Here is a 19,820-nt window from a genome sequence, read left to right as displayed (position 1 = left end):
AATTACAAGAGAAGCAAAGTCAAGACTAAAAAAATGACATGAAACAGAATTATTCAAGCATGAAAGGTATAAAAAGCACAACAAGTTACTTGATTTGCAAAATACTGATTATCAAGTATTAACATTTTTTTGATTTACTATAGAAAGTAGCTTCTTAATAAAAATTAAAAAACACTATATGTTTTATTATAGAGGGATTTCCTTTTGAGTATACTTTTTATGAGTAACCATCTTTTTACACTAAATCTCTACCTTAATTTAATAGGAAAAATTTATGACATTGTGTTTTTTTTCAATAGATAAGCTCTACGATAGTATTCTTTTTTTAAAATTAAAGCTAGGCACATAGCTAAAATAATAATCCGCAAAAAACTGATACTCCTATTTTTTTATTAAAATACAAGAGTATCAGTTTAAGAAGTAAATTATAAGTGATATTAATTTTATAGATAATCTCGGTTTAGTAACTAAATTCAAAAAGAAGTTATCAATTTAATTCTAGTCTGAGCAATAATGATTTTCAACAATTTCAATCGAGGGGTAAGAAACCACATCGGAAATCTAGGATTTTCTAGATGCTCACTAATCATAATAAAAGTCACCAGTAACATTGCTAGATTATGCCCTTTGGGTAATAGCATAGGAAATAGCATCAATGCCCATCCAGAGCCAAAACACCAAACACCGTGGGTAAGTCCAAAAAACAATGAGTCTCTAAAAGCCTTTAACCCAAAAGCTGATAAAATTCGATGATCATGACCAAGGTTTAAAAACCACTGTTTCATTGGTGAAATTTCCCACACTATAGCCATAGCAAACAACCCCATTGCCGGAATGTAAGACATTGGTAGTAAAAGATTAAATCCCATTATTACTGCTATCATAAAAAAACCAGCAATCATCCAAATCTGTATATAACCCAACACGAATACTAAAGCACATACAAAACGATAGCGCTTAAAACTTTGTTGGTAAATAAACTGAATCGGTAGAATTAATTTAGGAAGCATCATTGCTACCACCATAAGTCCCCAACCAATAAACTGGGATGAAAAAAACTTCATGCCAAGCAACATCTGATATGATGTAGGAGAAGGACATGAAGCAAAAACATGACAGTATCTCATAGCCATAATATGTCCTGGGTTTACCAAAAGCAACATCCAAAACAAAGCACTTATTGCCAACAAACTAATCGTAATTCGTTTATTTTGAGAAAGCTTCATTTTATTCACTTATTGCCCTGAACGGTAAATTCCTATTCGCTCAACTGTAATTTCATTACCATCTAGAAGAGTATCTTTACTCTTTATTTGAATATCTATCGCATCAATATCAATTGCGTTTTCAAGGTGTAATTGATCAATAATACTTGTGATATTGAATTTATAAGTAAGTCCAGCTCCTCCGTGAGACGAGTTTTTCATCGATGCCCCAATGAGTCCAAAAAGAGAAACAGATTTCACAAATGTTTGATTTACATAAACTGAAAGAAAATTAGAGTCTCCGCCACCTTTTACACCTTCTAACTGGAGATACACCTCGTCAGGAACAGCAGAAACAGACGCTTTTAAAAGACTATTCTTTACTGATTTCCATGCTGTTTTGTCCAATTGTACAGTAGCTTTAGCTTCTGTGTTTTTTAAAATAATTGAACCATTACTTGCACCTACTAATTCATTGTTCGTTTGATTTGTCATCTTAACTGCTGTTTCTAAATTTGTTGCTCCCAATTTAGTTAATCTATCTGATAAACTGTCTTGTTGAGAACTCGGTTTAACAGTGTCATAAGAAGTTAAAGAGAGATCACTATATGTATAAGAATAATAAGATCCATTATACTTCAAATTATTGGTTGATTGAACATCTCCAGGCGTGTAATACCAAGGAGTTCCTGATGAATCCAACGGCATAGCAAATTGTGAATTACCATTCGCTGTAGGCCCCACTAGCCAATCTGCATCCGATGGATTACTATTATTTCCTGTTATATTCCAAGCATCCCACATACGATCAATATTAGAATGATGCAAGAAAAATATAGGGTCGAGTCCTGCTGTTGCGGGAACGCCCATAAGACCAATCTGTTTTGCAGCATTTTGGCCACCCACCATACCGTGAACGAAATTATGAGGATTCTGCTCAAGATCTCCTGTCTCTGAACCACTATGTGAAAATCCAGTTTCGCCTCCTCCGTAAAAATAACCATTTAAATCTCCTGGACCGGATTGTGATGGTGCTTTCTCTTCACTGTATATGGTATCCCATTGGCATTCATCATTTGCTTCATTCTCGTCGTTACCTACCTGAACACTAGAACCATATCGCTCAGGCACATACAAAGGATTTGGTGTGTTATCAGGTAAAACAGTAACTGTAAATGCTGGAGGGATATTAGACTCAACATAAACCGTTGTTTGACTTAAATAATTCCAATATGGTAATGCCCAGTCCGAAGGTCCTTTTAATTCAGCAATAATTGTACGAAGAATATTTTCGAGTGCTACCAAATACCCTCTATGCCACGGAGGAAAAAACCAAGTTCCGTGCTGACACTGATCCCAAAAAAGATTGGTTAATGACTTGGATGGAAGTGTACTCAAATTTGCTGCAGATCCTATATAACTAATATTTACCCAATTTAGATATTGGTACGGCTTTGGATATACCGATTCAGGCAGTAGTAATTCTCCATGAATTGCAGCGTAAAACCACCAGCTAGTAGGATCGCTTATTGGGCGAGATTGCATTACCTGTACAGCTTTTGCATACCAATATAGGTCTGTGTAATTTCCCGATTGATCCACAAACTGCCCACCGTTATTGGCATCCCAAGCATTTCTTCTTAAATAAACTAATTGTTTCCAAGTTGTTCCATTATCCCAATCTATCTCATCATTATTACTTGATAATGTCCCTGTTTTATTTCCTCCATCATCCGTAAAATTTACGGTAACTACTAATGGATTAGAACTACTTAAAGTGCCTTGAAAAGGACCTCGCCCGTTGCTGTAGCTTACACTAATACTCGTTTTAGATCCAGTAATTGTGATTAACACATTTTGTTGATCTACCCATTTTCCAATAAATGAATTCATATTTTAGTTATTTAGTTGGTTGTCTTAATTTATTAAAGTCATTATTTACCAAACGAAACCGTTCTTTTTTTAAGTGGTTTTCTGCTCCAGCATTTTTACTATTCTTACCTATCTCGCACTAACCAAATTTTATAAATCTTATAAAACAGATGTTGGTTATTATGAGAAATGAATTAGAAGAAGATTCAAAATAAATATTATCCCCCTTTAATTTCTTTACTAAAATTACAAGAGTAGCAAAATCAAGAATAAAAAAATGACATGAAATAGTATTATTCACGCACGAAAGGTATAATTAACACGATGAGCCCATTTTTAAAACATAAATCATTCATTATCAATGACAAATAATTTATTTTTTAAAAATAATGAATAGTTACTCGTTAGGATGTGAAAAAAAAATTGTTTTTGAAAGGTATAAATCAACTAGAGAACAATTTACGCTGTAGTGGTATAGGAGGGGTTTATCGAAAAGGTGTCAAAACTTATTTCTTGTCGTAACAACTCTATATCTAGACTACCATCATCTTCGGTTTTTATGTAATTGGGTCCTGGTAAATAGCGCAATTGAAGATGAGGATGATATACGGTTTTTCTGCCTTTACGGAAATATGCGCACATTACCGAGAAACTACTATTGGAGCAAACCAAAATATCAGCTTGAACAAAGGATTTAAAAATAGCATGAATTTGATCATAGTTTTTTTGCTCACGATCAGAACCAAGTAAAACTCTAGTGTGCTTTCTATTCGAAAATCTTTGTAAAATATCCTCAGAATTTTGTTTTTCAGTATAAATACTAAAATGAACCTTACCTACACCACAGGCCTTTTCTATATGCAAAATGATATTCTCATAATAATCCATATCAAACATATATCTTACTGCATAGGGACTTGTAAAGTGTTGTGGAAACTTCTCTCTATCATAATCCGTTCCCCTATTAATATGAACAGCAACTTCAATAGGCGATCTAAATTCGGTTACTTCTAATGAATGTATTTCATTAAAATTACTAGAGAACTCATGTTGAATTTCACTAAAAACATTCTGTTGGGTTCTTCCTTCTAAATACCATGGTATTGTTTGAAATGGATGAATTCGTAAAGCATTTTCAAAAATGACCAAAGTATCATTACTATTTTCGGGTAACACTTTCGTGAAATGTTCTAGTAACTCCTCATAGTCGTCAATTCCGCACCAAAGAGGGCCTTCAACTCTTACTATATTTTTATATTTTAATTCACGATCCGCTCGCTCAACAACAGGATATTTATATCCAAAGCCAAAATAATCCAAATATTCATAGGGTGTATTCACATAATTGAGATCAAATAAGCGCCCAATAGTAAGCCCTCCTAATGCGTCTTTAAGTTGATGACCATGATTCCCTCCAGAGGTAAAGTCAATTGTAAAGTCCATTTTGTCTTGATTTTAGTTATTTTTTTTTAACTTATGGAATAATTTTCTCGAGAAATTTTGATGATTCAAAAATACTATCAATATAACTCTCCCCATCAAGGTACTCAGCCCCATGTTTTTTGTCCTTACTGATTTCGCTCATTCTATTTGCATATCCTTTATGTTTTTTATACAAATAATCTTTTCCAAGGTATTTATAGTGTAAAAGTTTCAATTCTATTTTTGAAGATTCAATTCTATTTCCATAGAAAACAGGCTGACACAGATGCGCACCAGGCCTATAGTTTATCTCTTTTACTTTTTTAGGATCAAAAATGATTTGTTTATCAAATCTTTCAGATCGAACACCATATTTAATTTGCTCCGTTATCAAGCTTTCGTAATTTGTTGGAAAATCATCACTCATCATGTTATAACCAATCACAGTAGGCATAATTATTTTTTGTTCTTTAGCCATCAACAACTTTTCTAACAATTGCTCGTCGTATAAAAATTCATCCATATCACAAACAATTACATAATCTGCTGTACTACCTTTCCAACAATTATTCTTTGACTCTGTCAATTTATCCTCTACAAACTCATTTCCAGTATCTAAATACCAGAATTCTATGTTTTTATAGTCACTTGCTAAACAAATCGAATTATCTGAACTTTGATTATCAATAATGATTATTTTACTACATATTTTAGAATAATAATTTAGAGTATGTAAAATCATTTTCTCCTCATTAAAACAAAGCAGATAAAGCTCAATAGCAATAGCACTATTTGTAATCATCGTTTTTTAGGTTTTATTTTTCTATCCAAATATTAAGGCTCAATCTTAACAGTTGAACTATTAAGCAAAAATCATCTGCTTTAGTTTCATTATTATAATGCCATTAAGAAGAGTAAAATATATGCGTTGAATTTTATGCTTGTGTTACAAAGAACTCTGATTATTTCTATGTCTTTTCTTATTTGGAATAGTGAATTGGATGTACTTTACCTTATAAAACTATATTAGAACTAAAGAATTAAACCTAAAAATGACATGAGAAAGAGATTCTTTGTTACAAAACAAAAAAGACAAGTAAAAGCAAATACTATTTGCAGAAAATCAACTCATCAAAAATGAAGATTACTTAATGTTGATAAAAAAGAAGTGTTATCCACCAAAAAACTGGAATAGCCTCCACCCAAAATATAGTATAATAATGTGAACGTTTTTCATGGGCAAAAGCCAAAAAAAAGGCAGTAACTAGGATAAAAAATAGAGAAAGCAAACTAAAGTTCCCAGTCCAAAAATCCAACGCTAGAAAAAAAATCAACAAACCAAAACCTAGCTTCTTAGTTCGTTCCAGTCCTATGTGTTGTGGAACGGTTTGCAATAAGGGATCATCGTTTTTCAAATCGACGATTTCAAAAATTAGGATGAGAACAAATACCAAAAGAAACCGCTGCAAACCATACAGAAGAACAAAAACATCTAATGAAAAATCCCCTTCTAAAACAGGCAAAAAAACAGTCGCCAAAGTCCAACACAAAGACACGATATAAATTTTAATACCTTTCCAATTCCTAGCATTGCTTCGATTAGGAAAAAAAGGCAAAGCATATAAAAAAGTGAGTATTACAACAAAAAAAGCTACTAGTTGTGTTCTCCATTGCAATTGAAAAAGGCAGTAAAGCATTCCCAAAAAAATCAGACCACTAAAACCAACAATTATCTTTAACTCCTTTCGAATCTGAGTTTTTCTTACTCGAACTAAAAATTCGTATTTCACAAAGTTGTAAGCCAAAATGGTCCCTAAGAAAACAAATAAAGCCAAAGCAAAGGAAGAAGGAAAAAATAACTGTTGTTGAGTAATACAAAATAAAGCCAAACACGATAAGCCCACGTGAAGACTGCCTTTGATATAAAAGTTAAACAACTGTCTGAAAATCTTCATTAAACAAAAATTAATCAATTATAATTAAATGCTGAATTTGGCTGAAAAATCTATAAAAATTACCCGTTAAAATTGGTTAGAAATTACTAATAATACTTATTTTTGCGCATCAAAAAAACAACACTTACAGTTCTTTATTCCATGGGGTTGGATTGATTTTTTCAAAAGTAATCCAAAACGTTACAAGTAAACCCTTTTTGATAAAGAAATAAAAACACTATTTAGTACAAATGAGAACAGATGCTTTTGCTTTAAGACACATTGGTCCAAGAGAGAATGACCTTCAACACATGTTGAAAACCATTGGAGTTGATTCGATAGAACGACTCGTTTATGAAACCCTTCCAGATGACATTCGTCTAAAAGCACCATTGCAATTGGATCCTGCCATGACAGAATATGAATTTGCAAAACACATTCAAGAATTAGGGAACAAAAATAAAGTTTTCCAATCCTATATTGGTTTAGGATATCATCAAGCAATTGTTCCTGCTGTTATTCAAAGAAATATTTTTGAAAACCCAGGATGGTACACGGCTTACACTCCTTACCAAGCCGAAATCGCACAAGGTCGTTTAGAAGCGATTTTGAACTTCCAAACGATGGTTATTGAATTAACTGGAATGGAAATTGCCAATGCCTCACTTCTTGACGAAGGTACAGCAGCGGCTGAAGCTATGGCTTTACTTTTTGATGTAAGAACTCGCGATCAAAAGAAAAACAATACCAACAAATTCTTCGTTTCTGAAGAAATTTTACCACAGACGTTATCGGTTTTGCAAACACGTTCTACGCCAATCGGAATCGAATTGGTAGTTGGTAACCACGAAACTTTTGAATTTTCAGAAGAGTTCTTCGGTGCGATGTTGCAATATCCAGGTAAATTCGGTCAAGTATATGACTATTCACAATTTATTTCAAAAGCTGCAGCAAACGAAATCAAAGTAGCCGTTGCAGCTGATATTTTGAGTTTAACCAAATTGACTCCTCCAGGTGAAATGGGAGCAGCTGTAGTAATTGGTACTACACAACGTTTCGGAATTCCATTAGGATATGGTGGACCTCACGCTGCGTACTTTGCTACCAAAAACGAATACAAACGCTCTATGCCAGGCCGTATTATCGGAGTAACTATTGATGCGAACGGAAATAGAGCATTGAGAATGGCTTTAGGAACTCGTGAGCAACACATCAAACGTGAAAAAGCTACCTCAAATATCTGTACAGCACAAGTATTATTGTCTGTAATGGCAGGGATGTATGCCGTTTACCACGGACCTAAAGGCTTACGCTATATCGCTAATAAAGTACACGCTGTTGCAGCAACAACTGCTAACGAATTGACTAAATTAGGCTACGAGCAAACCAATAGCGCTTTCTTCGACACTATTGTAGTGAAGGCAGATTCTCAAAAAATTAAAGTAGTAGCAGAGCAAAACCAAATCAACTTTTTCTACATCGACGAAGCAACAGTTTCTATTGCATTCAACGAAACCACTAGCATCGAAGACGTAGCCAAAATTGTTAGCATTTTCGCTGCCGCAAAAGGAACTCAAGCTCCTGAGATTGCTGAATTAACAGTTACCAATCATTTCCCAGAAGAATTGAACAGAACATCTTCGTTTTTACAACACGATGTTTTCAATAAATACCATTCTGAATCAGCTATGATGCGTTACATCAAAATGCTTGAGCGTAAAGATTTATCATTGAACCATTCGATGATTTCCTTAGGTTCTTGTACAATGAAATTAAACGCAGCTTCTGAAATGTTGCCACTTAGCAACCCACAATGGAACAACATACATCCTTTTGCTCCACTAGATCAAGCACAAGGATACCAAGAAATGTTGCGCAAATTAGAACAACAATTAAATGTAATCACTGGATTTGCTGGTACTACTTTGCAACCTAACTCAGGAGCGCAAGGAGAATATGCAGGATTAATGGTGATTCGTGCATACCACCAATCTCGTGGAGATCACCACAGAAACATCGCTTTAATTCCATCTTCAGCTCACGGAACCAACCCAGCTTCTGCTGCTATGGCAGGTATGAAAATAGTGGTAACCAAAACCTTAGACAACGGAAACATTGACGTAGAAGATTTACGTGAAAAAGCGATGCTACACAAAGACAACCTTTCGTGTTTGATGGTTACTTATCCATCTACTCACGGAGTTTATGAAAGTGCCATTATCGAAATAACAAAATTAATTCACGACAACGGTGGTCAAGTATACATGGACGGCGCGAACATGAACGCTCAAGTAGGCTTGACTAATCCAGCAACTATTGGAGCGGATGTTTGCCACTTGAACTTACACAAAACCTTCGCGATTCCTCACGGTGGTGGTGGACCAGGTGTTGGACCAATTTGTGTGGCGCCTCAATTGGTTCCATTTTTACCATCAAACCCAGTAATTCCAACTGGAGGAGAACATGCAATTACCGCTATTTCTGCTGCACCTTGGGGATCTGCTTTGGTTTGCCTAATTTCTTATGGATACATTTCTATGTTAGGTGCTGAGGGATTAAAATCAGCAACGGAACACGCTATTTTAAATGCCAACTACATCAAAGAAAAACTAAACGGTCACTATGACACGTTATATTCTGGGGAAATGGGTCGTGCAGCTCACGAAATGATTTTGGAATGTCGCCCATTCAAACAAAAAGGAATCGAAGTAACTGATATCGCTAAACGTTTAATGGATTATGGTTTCCATGCTCCAACCGTTTCTTTCCCAGTAGCAGGTACTTTAATGATCGAACCAACCGAAAGTGAAAACTTAGAAGAATTGGATCGTTTCTGTGATGCTATGATTTCCATCCGAAAAGAAATTGAAGCAGCAACTATCGAGGACAGTAATAATGTATTGAAAAATTCACCTCATACTTTAGCAATGCTAACTGCTGAAACTTGGGATTTCCCATACAGCAGAGAACAAGCTGCTTTCCCATTGGATTACATCGCTGAAAACAAATTCTGGCCAACCGTTCGCAGAGCCGATGATGCTTACGGAGATAGAAACCTAGTTTGTAGCTGTGCTCCTATTGAAGCATATATGGAAAGTTAAAAAACGAACACTATCTGATTTACATAACCCGACAGAATAAAATTTGTCGGGTTTTTTTATTCCAAAATAATACGTTCACAAAAAACAACTCAGGATAACCTTCAAAAAAATAAAAAGCTTAATAACAGCTTATTTCAATCGATTGAAATAACAAAAAAATATAAATTTCATTAAAAAATATACAATAAATCATCAAAAATACTGTTATTTGATAATTATATGCATGCATAGTATATTTTCTGCTACAAATTATTTTTTAATGCTTACTTTAGCATTTATAATGCCAATTTATATCTAATGAAAATACAAATAACAGGGATTGGAAGTTACATTCCAACCCTAAAAATCCAAAATACCGACTTCGATAAACACGTCTTTTTAAACGAGGATGGAACACCTTTCGCCTACCCTAATGATGTGGTTATCGATAAATTTAAAGGCATAACTGGAATCGAAAAACGCAGATATGCAGAGGATCATATCAACTCTTCGGACATGGCACATCTTGCCTCCGAAAAAGCAATAGAAGATGCCAAAATTGATCCCGAAACCATCGATTACATCATTTATGCCCATAATTTTGGCGATGTAAACCACGGAACCATTCAGTCAGATACTTTACCAAGTCTAGCGACAAGAGTAAAAAACAAATTGCAAATCAAGAATCCAAAATGTGTGGCTTATGACATTCTTTTCGGGTGCCCTGGTTGGATTGAAGGCGTGCTACAAGCCAATGCCTTTATTACTTCAGGAATGGCCAAGCGTTGTTTAGTCATTGGAGCCGAAACCCTATCAAGAGTTGTAGATGCGCACGATAGAGATTCTATGATTTATGCTGATGGAGCTGGAGCAGCTATTATTGAAGGCTCAGATTCTGAAACAGGTATGCTCTCTTACGAAAGCGGAACTTTTGCCATAGACGAAGCCAATTATCTATTTTTCGGAAAATCATACAATCCCGATTTAGATCCAAAAACACGTTACATTAAAATGTACGGACGTAAAATCTACGAATTTGCACTCAGTAAAGTGCCAGCAGCCATGAAAAGCTGTTTGGATAAAAGCGGCATCGACATCAGCGAAGTCAAAAAAATCCTCATCCATCAAGCGAACGAAAAAATGGACGAAGCCATCATCAACAGATTCTACAAACTCTATAAACAAACGCCTCCTGCCGATATCATGCCCATGAGCATACACGAATTAGGCAACAGCAGTGTTGCAACTGTTCCTACCTTATTCGACTTGCTCACCAAAGGACAAATCGAAAACCACGAAATTCACAAAGGAGACGTCATTATGTTTGCCTCCGTTGGTGCCGGTATGAATGTGAACGCCTTTGTATATCGCTATTAGTAGTGATTAGTAACTTAGTCCTAAGTCCTTAGCTGAAGTTTCCCTAACAAATGCTAATCACTAAGGACTATCCACATAATAAGGAGCCCATCCAGCTATCCACTACAAGTCCTCGCCCTGGAGTTTATTTTTACAAGGCGCCTCAAGAGCTTCTTTTAGTCGCTTTGATGCACCAGCAAAAATTAAACCCCAGAGCTGTGGGCTTTTCGCTTTTATCTGGGCTATACAATGCCTTCAAAACGCATATAATTTGTATATTTGCGCCTTGTTTCCAAAAGGTCAACACACATTACTATGTACGAAAAAACATTTCCCAATAAACGATTCAAGCATACTTTAGAATTTTTACAAAAACACATCACTACCCAAGAAACCATTTTTGATTTAGGAGTTCCTAACCCTTTCTCAAAAATTATGGAAGAAAATGGATATACCGTAAAAAACACCACTGGCGAAGATTTAGACAACAATCAAAACGCCTTACAAACTGAAGACTATACAGTTTTTACCGCCTTCGAAATCTTTGAACATTTATTGAATCCCTATACCGTTTTACAAAATGTAAAATGCGAAAAATTATTGATTTCAATCCCACTTCGTTTATGGTTTTCACCTGCTTATCGTAGCAAATCTGACATGTGGGACAGACACTACCACGAATTTGAAGACTGGCAATTGGACTGGTTGTTAGAAAAAACAGACTGGAAAATCATTGCCAGAGAAAAATTTACACATCCCGTAAAAAAAATAGGCTTCCGTCCGCTATTGCGTTTTTTTACACCAAGATATTACATTGTTTACGCTGAACGAGCCTAAAAACAAATCACAAAAATGAAATTCCAATTTCCAATTTTGGACTCATCCAATCTTTTGGAATTTGGAATTTTAAAATTTTGGAATTTTATTTTTTATGAAATACTACATCGTCATACCGTCTTATAACGAAGAAGCTTTAATTGGTTTGACACTGCAATCACTGATTTCGCAAACTGTATTGCCTTCAAAAATTGTAGTGGTCAATGACAATTCAACAGATAGAACCTCTGATGTTGTATTGGAATTTGCTAAAAACAATCCATACATAAGTTTAGTCAACAAATCATCAGAAAACATACATCTGCCAGGTAGCAAAGTCATTCAAGCTTTTGAAAAAGGATTCGAAACCTTGGACGACAACTATGATTTAATTGTAAAGATTGATGCCGATTTAATATTCCCTTCCAATTATTTCGAAACCATTATCAAACATTTCCAATCCGATGAGCGCATTGGCATGGTGGGTGGATTTTGTTACATCGAAAAAAATGGGGAGTGGATACTCGAAAACTTAACCGATAAAGACCATATTCGTGGTGCGCTAAAAGCTTATCGAAAAGAGACTTTCCAACAAATTGGCGGGCTAAAACCTGCAATGGGTTGGGATACCGTTGACGAGTTGCTGTGCAAGTTTTACAATTGGAAAGTAGTCACTGACGAAAGTTTGCATGTAAAACACCTCAAACCAACTGGCGCAAGCTACAACAAAGCCGCTCGATACAAACAAGGAGAAGCTTTTTACAGCTTGGGTTACGGATTTATCATCACGGCAATTTCATCATTAAAATTGGCCATGCGAAAAGGGAAACCTCTTTTATTTATAGATTACATAATGGGTTTTTGGAAAGCAAAATCATCTGGCAAACCATTATTTGTAACAGCAGAGCAAGCTAAATTTTTCAGAAACTACCGCTGGAAAAAAATGAAAGAAAAACTGTTTTAACAAACAGTTGAAAACTAATTACTATTTTTGGTACTATTTTACAACCTATGATGCTAATTCGCTACATATCACAAATCGGGAAATATTTCTTGATGCTCAAAGAAATCTTTATCAAACAAACCAAATGGTCTGTGATGAAAGATCTTATTTTTAAAGAAATCGATGACCTAATCATCAACTCCATGGGGATTGTTTGTTTTATCTCGTTTTTTGTGGGCGGAGTTGTATCTATCCAAACCGCTTTGAACTTAACCAATCCGTTAATTCCAACCTACTTAATTGGTTTTGCTACACGTCAATCGGTAATCTTAGAATTTGCCCCTACTTTTATTTCGGTAATTATGGCCGGTAAAATGGGATCATTTATAACTTCAAGTATAGGTACCATGCGTGTAACCGAGCAAATTGATGCCTTAGAAGTAATGGGAGTCAATTCACTCAATTATTTAGTTTTCCCAAAAATAGTTGCCTTGCTATTATTTCCATTCGTTATAGGAATTAGTATGTTTTTAGGCATTTTTGGTGGTTGGATGGCTGCCGTTTATGGTGGTTTTACCTCTAGTGAATCTTTTATTACAGGAGTACAATTGGATTTCATTCCTTTTCACATAACCTACGCATTTATCAAAACGCTAATATTTGCCATGCTATTGGCTACTATACCTTCCTTTCATGGGTATTACATGAAAGGTGGCGCACTCGAAGTAGGTAAAGCTAGTACCGTGTCGTTCGTATGGACCTCGGTTTGTATTATTACTTTCAATTACATATTAACGCAGTTATTATTGGGCTCATGATCGAAATTAAAAACATAGAAAAGTCTTTTGGGAGCAGCAAAGTATTAAAAGGAGTTTCTTGCCTTTTTGAAGCTGGAAAAACCAACTTGATCATTGGGCAAAGTGGTTCTGGAAAAACTGTTTTACTAAAAAGTCTTTTGGGAATTCATTCACCCGAAGTGGGCACAATTTCATTTGATGGCAGAATTTATTCCGATCTTTTACCCGAAGAAAAACGAGAATTACGTACGGAAATAGGTATGGTTTTCCAAGGAAGCGCCTTGTTTGACTCTATGACAGTGGCAGAAAATGTTGGTTTTCCTCTAAAAATGTTCACACACAATTCTCCATCGGAAACCAGAGATCGCGTAGATTTTGTTTTAAAAAGAGTCAACTTGATTGACGCACACAAAAAATTACCTTCGGAAATATCTGGCGGGATGCAAAAGAGAGTTGCTATAGCAAGAGCCATTGTCAACAATCCAAAATATTTGTTCTGTGATGAACCCAACTCAGGATTGGACCCAAATACCTCAACTATCATTGATAATTTGATTAAAGAAATCACAGAGGAATATAACATTACCACAGTGATTAATACACACGATATGAACTCTGTGATGGAAATTGGAGAAAATATCCTCTTCCTGAAAAACGGAATCAAAGAATGGCAAGGTACCAAAGAAGAAATTTTTAGAACCGACAATCAAGCGATAGTTGATTTTGTGTATTCATCGAACTTATTCAAAAAAGTGCGCGAAGCCTACTTAAAAGGATAAAAAAAGAGGCTTGATTTTGCGATCAAGCCTCTTTTTTTATTGCTTCAATTTGTTAGCAATTAACTTAATATCTTGTTCCTTACTTTTAGGATAAATCAGCAAAACATCTTCTTTATCAACTATTATAAAGTCATGCAAACCATCGATAACCACGGTCTTTTTAGTAGCGGTTCGAATGATGTTATGTGAGGCATTTTCTAAAACCACTGTAGCATTGACTACTGCATTATCTTTGTCGTCTTTGGGCAACTTATCATACAATGAACCCCAAGTTCCCAAATCATTCCAATCAAAAGTCGCTGACAAAACAAAAGTATTTTTTGCTTTTTCCATAATGGCATAATCGATAGAAATATTCTCGGCCAAAGGATAATATTCTTTGATAAAATCATTTTCTGTGGGTGTATTATAACTAGAGTAACCCTCCATAAAATGCGCTAACATTTTGGGCTGAAAGGTTTCGAAAGCCTTCAGAATGGAATGAATACTCCAAATAAAAATTCCCGCATTCCATAAAAAGTTACGACTTTGAATAAATTTTCGGGCTGTAGCATAATCTGGTTTTTCTCGGAACTGTACTACTTTTTTTATCGGTCTGCTATCTAATTTATCGTATTCGATATACCCATATCCTGTATTAGGGAACGTTGGTAAAATCCCTAACGTCATAAGTGAATCTTCTCGAGCACAGAGATCAAAAGACAATTGCAAATTGGCTATAAACTGCATTTCATCTTCAATCCAGTGATCACTCGGTGCTACTACAACAACAGCATTTGGGTTTTTCTTTTTTATTTTTAGGGAGGCAAATAAAATACAAGGAGCCGTATTTCGCATGGCAGGTTCCAAAACAATTTGTTCCTGACTCACCATTGGCAGTTGTTCTAACACTATCGCATTGTAAGCTTCATTGGTCAGAATTAAGATGTTTTCTTTAGGAATTAGCTGCGACAATCTACTGAATGTCTTTTGAATAAGTGTTTCTCCCGTTCCCAACATATCGTGAAACTGTTTTGGAAATTCTGTAGTGCTTACAGGCCAAAACCGGGATCCTACTCCTCCAGCCATCAAAATGGCGTAATAATTTTTGTTCATGGTATTTCGTTTTACTAGAATTAAGCACCGCAATCAATGCGGCAACAATTCTACTTCCGCATTCGGATTGAATAAATACATGCGTTTAGAACTCAGTTCTACACACTCGTATCGTTTGGTTCTTAAGGCTCCTTTTTGGAAAATTTTACCGTTATGGATTCTAAATACACTTCCATAAGGGATCTCAAAGATATAATTTTTATCGTTTTGTTGGTCAAACTGTTTTAGAGCTAAAGCTAAAGTAGTGTCTGTATCGCTACTTGCTGCTGGATTTTTAAAATGACGCGCCAACAAGGGCAGCAAGTGGTTGGGGAAAATTTCGGGTCTAATAAAAGGAATCATTAAGCGCTGAAAAGTATACTTCCATTCTGCACCATGGGGTTTAATGTTACGACCAAATTTTTCAAAAGCCACCAAATGCGCAATTTCATGGATTAAAGTGATCAAAAAACGGTATTGGTTTAAACTCGCATTCACCGTAATTTCGTGCTTTCCGCTCATTCCTTTACGATAATCACCATGACGTGTAACACGCTCATTGACAATTTTCAGATGCACTTGATTCGCAACAATCAGTTCAAAAACTGGCTTTACGGCATGTTCGGGCAAATATTTTAAAAGAGTTTCGCTCATAGTAATTCCCCTTTTGGGGTTAAGGGGCTACGGATTACTAGTTGTTACTTGTAATACTTTTCCGTTATAGTATTTGTTTCCGTTTAGAGCAAAATCAAAAATATAGTTTGCCATTTCTGCTGCCGAAAGTGGGGCTTGATACCCAGGAAAAGCTTCTTCAAGCATTTCAGTTTGAACGGCTCCTAACGCTAATACATTGAACGCAATACCTTGTGCTTTATATTCTTCGGCTAGCAATTCTGAAAGGGTAATTACCGCTCCTTTACTAGAACTGTAAGCCGCCAAACCAGCAAATTTTAAACTTCCTTGTACTCCACCCATCGAACTAATGGTAACCACATGACTTCCTTTTTGCAAATAAGGCAAAACAACTCGCGTCAAATTGGCCACTCCAAAAACATTAACTTTATAAATGGCTTCAAAATCCGCTTGCGTAATGGTAGCAAAAGGTTTATTCAATAAAGCGCCTGCATTATGAATGATCGCATCTACATTTTTCCAAGTACTATCCAAAAAATCGGTTACTTTATACAAATCCTCTTCCGTAGACAAATCGACAGACAAACAAGTGATGTTTTCGTTCTCGATCAACGCTTGGGGAGTTTTTCTTGAAATAGCCAAAACTTGATGACCCGCATTAGCGAATTGCAAAGCCAATTCATATCCTATACCTCTACTGGTGCCCGTAATGATAATTTTTTTCATAGAGCAAAAATAACAAAACCGAAACAATCTGAGTTTGTAAAATGCAAAAGCTTATCGTACAATGTTGATGAATTTAATAAAAACTCATTTTATAACCCTTCTATGAATCCGATTTACACATTGAAGATGAATCTAGATCGAATTTATTCTTCGGAAACCATCTGAAAGCTCTTACTTTTGATTTACCAAAAAGCCTAAGACTGAATTGTACATGAAACAGAAAACCAAAAAAAAGCCCAAAGTAATACTACTTTGAGCTAATTCTTTTTACAGTTCATTTATTTCACTAAAAAACTATGGCAATACTTTGGCTACCGCAAGCAATAAATTGGTAGAAATTCTACTTTTATAATCTGGGTTAATGTGCTCAAACTGAATCAAACCATTCGTACCAACAAAAAATACTGCAGGAACGGGTAAAAAAGTAGCATTGATTCCTTCGGAACCCTTTGTTATAATTGGTTTGTAGTTTTCTGGAGCTTGAAAAGCCAAACCCATCGCTCGAGACAATTCGCCTTTGCTGTCAGATAACAGCAAATAATTTAGTTTTTCTTTCTCGTCTGTGACTTTCATAGCCGCTGGAGCATCTGGACTTACGGCAACAATTTGGTATCCTAGACCTAACAATTCTTGTTCGCTTTGCCCTAAAGCTGCTAATTGCACATTACAATACGGGCACCATCCGCCTCGATAAAAAACCAATATCGTTTTTTGTTGTTGCAACAAATCTAGCAGTTGCACTTTTTTTCCTTCAGATGAAAGTAAACTAAGCGCTGGCACTTTTTCTCCAATTAACAAAGGAGAAATATCTTGTGCTGTCTTGGGCAGTTCCTTTTGAGCATTAGCCATTACAACTAATGATAGAAAAGTGATTAAGAGTAATTTTTTCATAATATTTATATTTTACTCCAAAACTACATCGCTTTGACAAATGCAAATGTCGGTTACTTGACAGTTTCTAAAAAATCACAAAAGCGAGATATCTTCAATGACAATTTCTTTTCGGCTGTAATGAAGTATCCCCTTTTCTCCCAGATCGTTGAGTAATTGGGTAGTCGTTTGTCTTGAGGTACAAATAATTTGAGCAATATCATTTTGGGTAAGATAATTGTCAAGAATAATACGATGTCCATGGTGTTTTCCCTCTCTTTCTGCCCACTCTTTTAAAAAAGTAAGTAATCGGGTTTTGGCATCTTTTGAAATAAGATTTGCATACTTGTTCCTTATACGTTTCATTTTTAGCCCCACAAACTTCGTGTACGACAAAGCTAAGTTTGGATATTGCAACAACAAGTTCTCAAAATCCGAAAGTAAAAAACTACAAATTATAATCTCATCTGTGAGCGCTTTAGCATATTCGTTTGAATTTTTATCGCTATCTAACTCCAACTCTCCAAATAGATCTCCTTTTTGTATGATATCCTTTATGGTTTCATTACCCTCTTCATCAACAGATACGATTTTTATGTTTCCTTTTTTGAGCAAAAACACACGAGGTAAATCAGAGGAAGACAAGTAGATAACTTCGGCTTTTCTAGCTTTTTTAAATCCCGTAATAATGCACAATTGTTTTAATTGGCTTCCGCTTAAGGTGCCAAACAATTTGTGATCTCGCAAATACCAATACTTTAATTCATCCGACATAGGACAAATATATCTATTATTAAAAATAAAAAACCATTAAAAGAAGATTATCGTTCACACAACAATAATATCTTTTAATGGCTTACCTTTAAAAAAAAAAAAAATTATAACGTGAGTCCTCTTGAGATCACTATTCTTTGAATCTCTGAAGTTCCCTCATAAATTTGAGTAATTTTTGAATCACGCATCATACGCTCAACGTGGTATTCTGCCACATATCCATTTCCACCGTGAATTTGAACGGCCTCATTCGCTACTTCCAAAGCAATTTCAGAAGCATACAATTTGGCCATTGCACCAGAATGCGCAATATCCTGTCCAGCATCTTTTTCACAAGCGGCTTTCATGATCAACAATTTCGCCGCTGTAATTTTAACATACATATCGGCTAATTTGAATGCGATAGCTTGATGATTAAAAATCTCTTTTCCAAATGCTTTTCTTTCTTTAGAATACTTCAAAGCCAACTCATAAGCCCCTGTTGCAATTCCAAGCGCTTGCGAAGCGATACCAATTCGCCCACCATTCAACACATTCATGGCAAATGCAAATCCGAAACCGTCTGCTCCAATTCTGTTTTCTTTAGGCACTTTTACATCGGTAAACATCAACGAATGTGTATCGCTACCGCGAATACCCATTTTCTTTTCTTTAGGTCCAATTTCGAATCCTGCCCATCCTTTTTCTACGATGAAAGCATTGATTCCTTTATGTCCTTTTTCAATATCGGTTTGAGCAATTACTAAATAAGTAGACGCCGTACCACCGTTGGTGATCCAGTTTTTTGTCCCATTCAATAGATAGTGGTCTCCCATATCTATAGCGGTAGTTTTTTGTGAAGTCGCATCCGAACCTGCTTCAGGCTCTGACAAACAAAACGCACCAATAACTTCGCCTTTCGCCAAAGGCACCAAGTATTTCATTTTTTGCTCTTCGCTACAATATTTTTCTAATCCTGCGCATACTAAAGAGTTGTTTACTGACATAATTACGGCAGCAGACGCATCTACTTTGGCAATTTCAGTCATCGCCAAAACATAAGAAATACTATCTAAGCCCGCTCCACCATACTTAGGATCGACCATCATCCCAAGGAAACCTAAGTTACCCATCATTTTAACTTGTTCGGTCGGAAACTTAGAGTGTTCATCTCTTTCAATAACTCCAGCTTGCAATTCTGTTTGAGCAAAATCTCTTGCTGCCTGTTGAATCATTAAATGTTCTTCAGTAAGATTAAAATCCATAGTATGTATCGTTATTTATTGTAATTATTGACATTTTGGAGCCAAAAATAGAATTAATAAATCAGAAATTCAAACGATTTCGTGAATTTAGCGTTTGTTCAAAATATTATCTATTTTTTTTGGAAAAAAAATAAAAATTAGATTTAACTATTCGAATTTAATAACGATTGCTTTTTTTACAAATTATAAATCCTCATCCAAGTTATCATCGGCAATAATTTACATACTCACTTTTTTTTATAGCTTAAACCTTTCAACCACTTTATTTTACCCCTTTTTTAATACTATATTTTTA

17 protein-coding genes are annotated in these 19,820 nt (G+C 35.4%); 6 read left to right on the top strand and 11 right to left on the bottom strand.

The features are described from left to right. Positions 1–473: 473 nt before the first annotated feature. From AO58_RS17580 to AO58_RS0109350, 5 genes are all read right to left on the bottom strand, one after another. Positions 474–1,226, bottom strand: coding sequence for a copper chaperone (locus AO58_RS17580; protein ID WP_024981467.1), 753 nt, complete (start codon positions 1,224–1,226; stop codon positions 474–476). Positions 1,227–1,235: 9 nt separating this feature from the next. After that, a complete protein-coding gene (locus AO58_RS0109365; protein WP_024981466.1) occupies positions 1,236–3,098 on the bottom strand; it encodes a tyrosinase family protein in 1,863 nt (620 codons plus the stop codon). Positions 3,099–3,536: 438 nt separating this feature from the next. Continuing rightward, a complete protein-coding gene (locus AO58_RS0109360) occupies positions 3,537–4,520 on the bottom strand; it encodes a hypothetical protein (RefSeq protein WP_024981465.1) in 984 nt (327 codons plus the stop codon). 31 nt (positions 4,521–4,551) lie between these two features. Beyond that, positions 4,552–5,301 carry a glycosyltransferase gene (locus AO58_RS0109355; protein WP_024981464.1) on the bottom strand — a complete coding sequence of 250 codons (750 nt, stop codon included), beginning with the start codon at positions 5,299–5,301 and terminating at the stop codon, positions 4,552–4,554. Positions 5,302–5,647: 346 nt separating this feature from the next. Beyond that, complete coding sequence (locus AO58_RS0109350; protein WP_024981463.1) at positions 5,648–6,454, bottom strand: UbiA prenyltransferase family protein; 807 nt, start codon at positions 6,452–6,454, stop codon at positions 5,648–5,650. A 230-nt stretch (positions 6,455–6,684) separates the two neighbouring features. On the opposite strand from AO58_RS0109350, the gene gcvP reads away from it, so the two are divergent. The 6 genes from gcvP to AO58_RS0109320 all read left to right on the top strand — a co-directional run bounded on the left by gcvP (position 6,685) and on the right by AO58_RS0109320 (position 14,204). Then, on the top strand, positions 6,685–9,534 hold the full coding sequence (gcvP, locus tag AO58_RS0109345; RefSeq protein ID WP_024981462.1) for an aminomethyl-transferring glycine dehydrogenase: 2,850 nt from the start codon (positions 6,685–6,687) through the stop codon (positions 9,532–9,534). A gap of 297 nt (positions 9,535–9,831) precedes the next feature. Beyond that, positions 9,832–10,890, top strand: a complete 1,059-nt coding sequence (locus tag AO58_RS0109340; RefSeq protein ID WP_024981461.1) for a 3-oxoacyl-ACP synthase III family protein — start codon at positions 9,832–9,834, stop codon at positions 10,888–10,890. Positions 10,891–11,184: 294 nt separating this feature from the next. Further along, positions 11,185–11,706: a methyltransferase gene (locus AO58_RS0109335; RefSeq protein WP_024981460.1), complete on the top strand. Its 522-nt coding sequence runs from the start codon at positions 11,185–11,187 to the stop codon at positions 11,704–11,706. A gap of 94 nt (positions 11,707–11,800) precedes the next feature. After that, positions 11,801–12,649, top strand: a complete 849-nt coding sequence (locus AO58_RS0109330) for a glycosyltransferase family 2 protein (RefSeq protein ID WP_024981459.1) — start codon at positions 11,801–11,803, stop codon at positions 12,647–12,649. Positions 12,650–12,696: 47 nt separating this feature from the next. Continuing rightward, positions 12,697–13,446, top strand: a complete 750-nt coding sequence (locus AO58_RS0109325) for an MlaE family ABC transporter permease (protein WP_024981458.1) — start codon at positions 12,697–12,699, stop codon at positions 13,444–13,446. Beyond that, entirely contained in the window at positions 13,443–14,204 is a 762-nt protein-coding gene (locus AO58_RS0109320) for an ABC transporter ATP-binding protein (protein WP_024981457.1), read from the top strand. Before AO58_RS0109325 ends, AO58_RS0109320 begins: the two co-directional genes overlap by 4 nt. A gap of 36 nt (positions 14,205–14,240) precedes the next feature. Here the strand turns inward: AO58_RS0109320 and AO58_RS0109315 are convergent, their stop codons facing one another. The 6 genes from AO58_RS0109315 to AO58_RS0109290 all read right to left on the bottom strand — a co-directional run bounded on the left by AO58_RS0109315 (position 14,241) and on the right by AO58_RS0109290 (position 19,525). Next, positions 14,241–15,299: a mannose-1-phosphate guanylyltransferase gene (locus AO58_RS0109315; protein WP_024981456.1), complete on the bottom strand. Its 1,059-nt coding sequence runs from the start codon at positions 15,297–15,299 to the stop codon at positions 14,241–14,243. A gap of 33 nt (positions 15,300–15,332) precedes the next feature. Then, positions 15,333–15,932: a SprT-like domain-containing protein gene (locus tag AO58_RS0109310; RefSeq protein ID WP_024981455.1), complete on the bottom strand. Its 600-nt coding sequence runs from the start codon at positions 15,930–15,932 to the stop codon at positions 15,333–15,335. 27 nt (positions 15,933–15,959) lie between these two features. Then, entirely contained in the window at positions 15,960–16,637 is a 678-nt protein-coding gene (locus AO58_RS0109305; RefSeq protein WP_024981454.1) for an SDR family NAD(P)-dependent oxidoreductase, read from the bottom strand. Between the two features lie 294 nt (positions 16,638–16,931). After that, entirely contained in the window at positions 16,932–17,528 is a 597-nt protein-coding gene (locus AO58_RS0109300; protein ID WP_024981453.1) for a peroxiredoxin-like family protein, read from the bottom strand. Between the two features lie 75 nt (positions 17,529–17,603). Continuing rightward, positions 17,604–18,281 (bottom strand): Crp/Fnr family transcriptional regulator, encoded by a 678-nt coding sequence (locus tag AO58_RS0109295; protein WP_024981452.1) that lies wholly within the window; start codon positions 18,279–18,281, stop codon positions 17,604–17,606. Positions 18,282–18,385: 104 nt separating this feature from the next. After that, on the bottom strand, positions 18,386–19,525 hold the full coding sequence (locus tag AO58_RS0109290; RefSeq protein WP_024981451.1) for an acyl-CoA dehydrogenase family protein: 1,140 nt from the start codon (positions 19,523–19,525) through the stop codon (positions 18,386–18,388). Positions 19,526–19,820: the final 295 nt, after the last annotated feature.

Origin of the sequence: Flavobacterium succinicans LMG 10402, from assembly GCF_000611675.1 — a bacterium.
GTDB classification, from domain to species: domain Bacteria; phylum Bacteroidota; class Bacteroidia; order Flavobacteriales; family Flavobacteriaceae; genus Flavobacterium; species Flavobacterium succinicans.
The sequence above is the reverse complement of the archived record's forward strand: the minus strand, read 5'-3'. Positions and strand labels throughout refer to the sequence as shown.